Origin of the sequence: Microbacterium sp. Leaf351, from assembly GCF_001423825.1 — a bacterium.
GTDB lineage: Bacteria > Actinomycetota > Actinomycetes > Actinomycetales > Microbacteriaceae > Microbacterium > Microbacterium ginsengisoli.
Genome location: NZ_LMPK01000009.1, coordinates 163841 through 167039 on the forward strand (window position 1 = coordinate 163841; position 3199 = coordinate 167039).

At 68.9% G+C, this 3199-nt stretch carries 3 protein-coding genes and 1 pseudogene; all 4 read right to left on the reverse strand.

What is annotated here, in order from left to right; genetic code table 11:
• Window positions 1-185 precede the first annotated feature (185 nt).
• Complete coding sequence (locus ASG00_RS04070) at window positions 186-578, reverse strand: hypothetical protein (RefSeq protein WP_056207070.1); 393 nt, start codon at window positions 576-578, stop codon at window positions 186-188.
• Window positions 579-604: 26 nt separating this feature from the next.
• Complete coding sequence (locus tag ASG00_RS14795) at window positions 605-748, reverse strand: hypothetical protein (RefSeq protein ID WP_156454817.1); 144 nt, start codon at window positions 746-748, stop codon at window positions 605-607.
• Entirely contained in the window at window positions 745-1113 is a 369-nt protein-coding gene (locus tag ASG00_RS04075) for a hypothetical protein (RefSeq protein WP_156454818.1), read from the reverse strand. The genes ASG00_RS14795 and ASG00_RS04075 overlap by 4 nt, the downstream gene beginning before the upstream one ends.
• 47 nt (window positions 1114-1160) lie before the next feature.
• Window positions 1161-3199, reverse strand: a pseudogene (locus tag ASG00_RS04080) (hypothetical protein); the annotation flags it as partial.

Here is a 3199-nt window from a genome sequence, read left to right on the forward strand (position 1 = left end):
AGAACGGCCGCACCGAGCGAACCTTCCCGCCGGATGCCTCACGCTCGAGCAGCGCGCAGCGCACGGCCGACCCGGCAGGCGAATCCGTTCCGGTGCTCGTGGGATCGACGAACGCGAACTTGACGACGACCATGCCGCCTCCTCTCGTCACAGCGGGCCGGGCGCGCACGCCCGGCCCGCCTCTGTTATTCGGTGGGGTCCGGTTGGAGGAAGATCACGGCGAGGATCGAGGACAGCACCGTGAGCGCCTGCGCGACGTATACGAGCACGAGGTCGCTCACGTCCGGCGTGATCAGACCGAGCGCGACCACAACCGCCGCGGTCGCGACGGCGAGCGCGTAGATCGCCACGCGCCCCGCGGTGAGGAACCAGCCCGCGACCGAGCCCCACGTCAGGTGCGAGAGGGTGAGGACGCTCTGCACCAGCGCCAGGGCGAGCGCGACCCAGTTCAGGATCGGATCGACCTGGGGCGGCGTGAGCGTGCCCGTGAGGAGGAGGAGCGCGGCGACGGCGCCGACCGCGGCGTAGATGCGCTTGCGGCGCGCGGCGGTGAACCACACGCGAAACAGGTTGAGCATGAGAACTCCCTTCGTTCGGTTGCCCGTCACGCGGCGCGCGACAGGATGGATAGGAGCGCCACGGCGAACTCGCCGAGCGCCCACAGATAGGCAGCGCCGGCCGCGACTGCGGCCAGAACGACAGCGCCCCCGCACACGGCGAGGGCGATCAGGACTGCACGGCGACTCACGATCCGCCCCCTTCGATGTGCTCCACGAGCGCCTTATCGACTCGACGCACCGTCGTTTTCAGGGCCGCATTCTGGCGCTTGATGTGATCGACCGTGGCGCGCAGCTCGTTCACGGCCGCCTCCGTCCGCGCGGTCGCGTCCTTCACGCTTCCGCCGCCGTTGTGCTGTAGCTCGTGCTTCACTTCGGCCATGTCATTGGCGAGCGTGCCGATCGTCTCGACGAGGCGGATGAATCCGCCCAGCCACGTGTGCACCGACTTGAGCGACGCCCAGACCTTGTGCCGCGACCGCACCGCGACCGTGAGCGCCGCGATCACGGCAGCGGCCCAGACCACGAACTGCGCCGCCGTGATCCCGTCGAGCACGTCGAGAATCCAGTCGACCATTGGTCCCCCCTCTCATGATCTGTGCGTCACCCGACGTCGTTGAACGCGTGAGTGAGCGCTGTCGTCGTCGCCGACCCGGCCGAATTGGTGAACACGGCGCGGAACCACACCGTCTCGCCGTAGCTGCCCGGGTAGTGCGCCTGCGTTAGCGGGACCGACGTCGCGCCCGCGATGTTCACCCAGCCCGTTGTGCCGTCCGCCGACCTCTGCCACTGCACGCCGGGCGTCGGGCTCCCCGACGCCGCGGCCGTCACCGAGTACGGATCACCCGGATACCCCGACGCGCTGCTGGACGACGGCTGAGCCGTGATCGCGGGAGCGACACCGGCACTCACGGTCACCGTGAGCTTGGCGCTCCGCGACCAGTCATCCCCGGCCGCACCGACCACGTTGCACCGGTACGCCTTGCCCGTGTCCGCGAGCGTGAGCGCGGGGGTTGTGTAGCTCGATCCCGTAGCCCCGGCGATGTTCGACCATCCGCGCCCGTCGTTGCTCTGCCACTGGTAGCCGGTCGCGCTGGTTGCGGTGACTGTGAACGTCGCCGTGTTGCCTTCCGAGCGCGTCGCGTCGGCCGGGTGCGATGTCACCCTCGGCGCCACACCAACGACCTGACGCAGGCCGTAGCGACCCGTCATGCCGTTCTCGACGTTCCGACTCAGCGTGAGCGCGACGGAGGTGATTCGAGCCACGATTCCCGGCACCCGGCCTCGCCAATCGGTGAGACGGATAGGGTCGCCGAGCTGCCACCGTGGATCCGCCGGCACCTCCACGTCGGCGATCGTTACGCGCGGCCGTGCCGTGTCGACGAGCAGCCCGTCGATGAATGACTGCAAGGCGACGGGATCCTGTCGCCACACGCTGTCTTCCATCTGCCAGACACGTTCGCCCCACGTCGCCGCCGCGGCGCCCACCCGGTCGATACCGATCGTCGTCGTGTCGTCCTTCGGGAACGCGTACCCCAGGACGTAGAACGACGGGTCGCCCGCCTTCAGCTCGAACGGCACGGAGATCACACCGTTTGACTCGGTCCACTCTTCCGGCCACACGGCGTAGAGAGTCGACCCAGAGGCGTTCTGGATCGTGAGCCGGTAGCTCCCCATCCCAACCGGCGTGATCCACGCCGTGACGCTCGAGCCCGCATAGCGGCTGGCCCCGTTCTCGTCGAAGCAGAACACTATTCCCGCGGGCACGGAGATCGCCGCGCCCCACGCTGAGAGGACGACGACTCGTTGCGTGTCGGCGAGCACGGGCGAGCTGCCCGATACGATCACCGACGACGTTCCCGGCGGGGCGGCGATCTTCGTGTCCGCCACGAGCGACGGCTTCGGATCGCGCGACTCGCTCCCACGGTCGGACCAGACGCCCACCTGTCGCGAGACGTTCGCGGTGACACGAGTGATCACGGAGTCGATCGAGATCGCCGGGTGCAGGTCGTCGACCAGGTCGACGCCCCACGTTGCGACCGGCGCGGACGACGCCGAGAGGGAGGCGCGGGGCTTGAAGTAGAACCGGCCAGTTTCGGAGTACCCGACCATGCCCAGCTCGGCGCTGGCCACAGCCTTGAGGACGTCCCAGGACGCCGCCCCGTCCACGTCCGGGATCGACACATAGTCGAGCGCGCCCGCGGGGATGTCCGCCTCAGCTGCGAAGCTGGCGAACTCCGGTGAGGGCGCCGCCGCGGGGCTCGTGCCCCAGTAGACGGCGATGCCCTGAATGCCACCCGAGTACCACTCGACTCGGTCAATCGGCCCGGCCGGCGCCGCAGACGACGACCACGACGTGAACGCCTTCACGACACCGTCGATCCAGACTTTCGCCGAGGCGACGGCGGGCGTGATCTCCACGGCGACGTGGCGCCACCCGGCCGTAATTGCGGCCGACGCACGAACCGCGGGCGTGCCTGGGTTGGGGATCGTGGACAGGTACACGTTGCCGCTGTCGATGTTGATGACGTAGACCGAGCCGCTGTCGAGCGCCAGCCGAAGCACTTCGCTCGACATTCCTGCGGTGACGTTCACGAACGCCTCGAGCAGAACGCTCGCGCCGGTCAGGTCGCGCCGCGTGG

What these genes read in the sequence shown, in the direction of transcription:
- ASG00_RS04070 (WP_056207070.1), bottom strand. Translation starts at nt 578, where the DNA reads ATGCTCAACCTGTTTCGCGTGTGGTTCACCGCCGCGCGCCGCAAGCGC.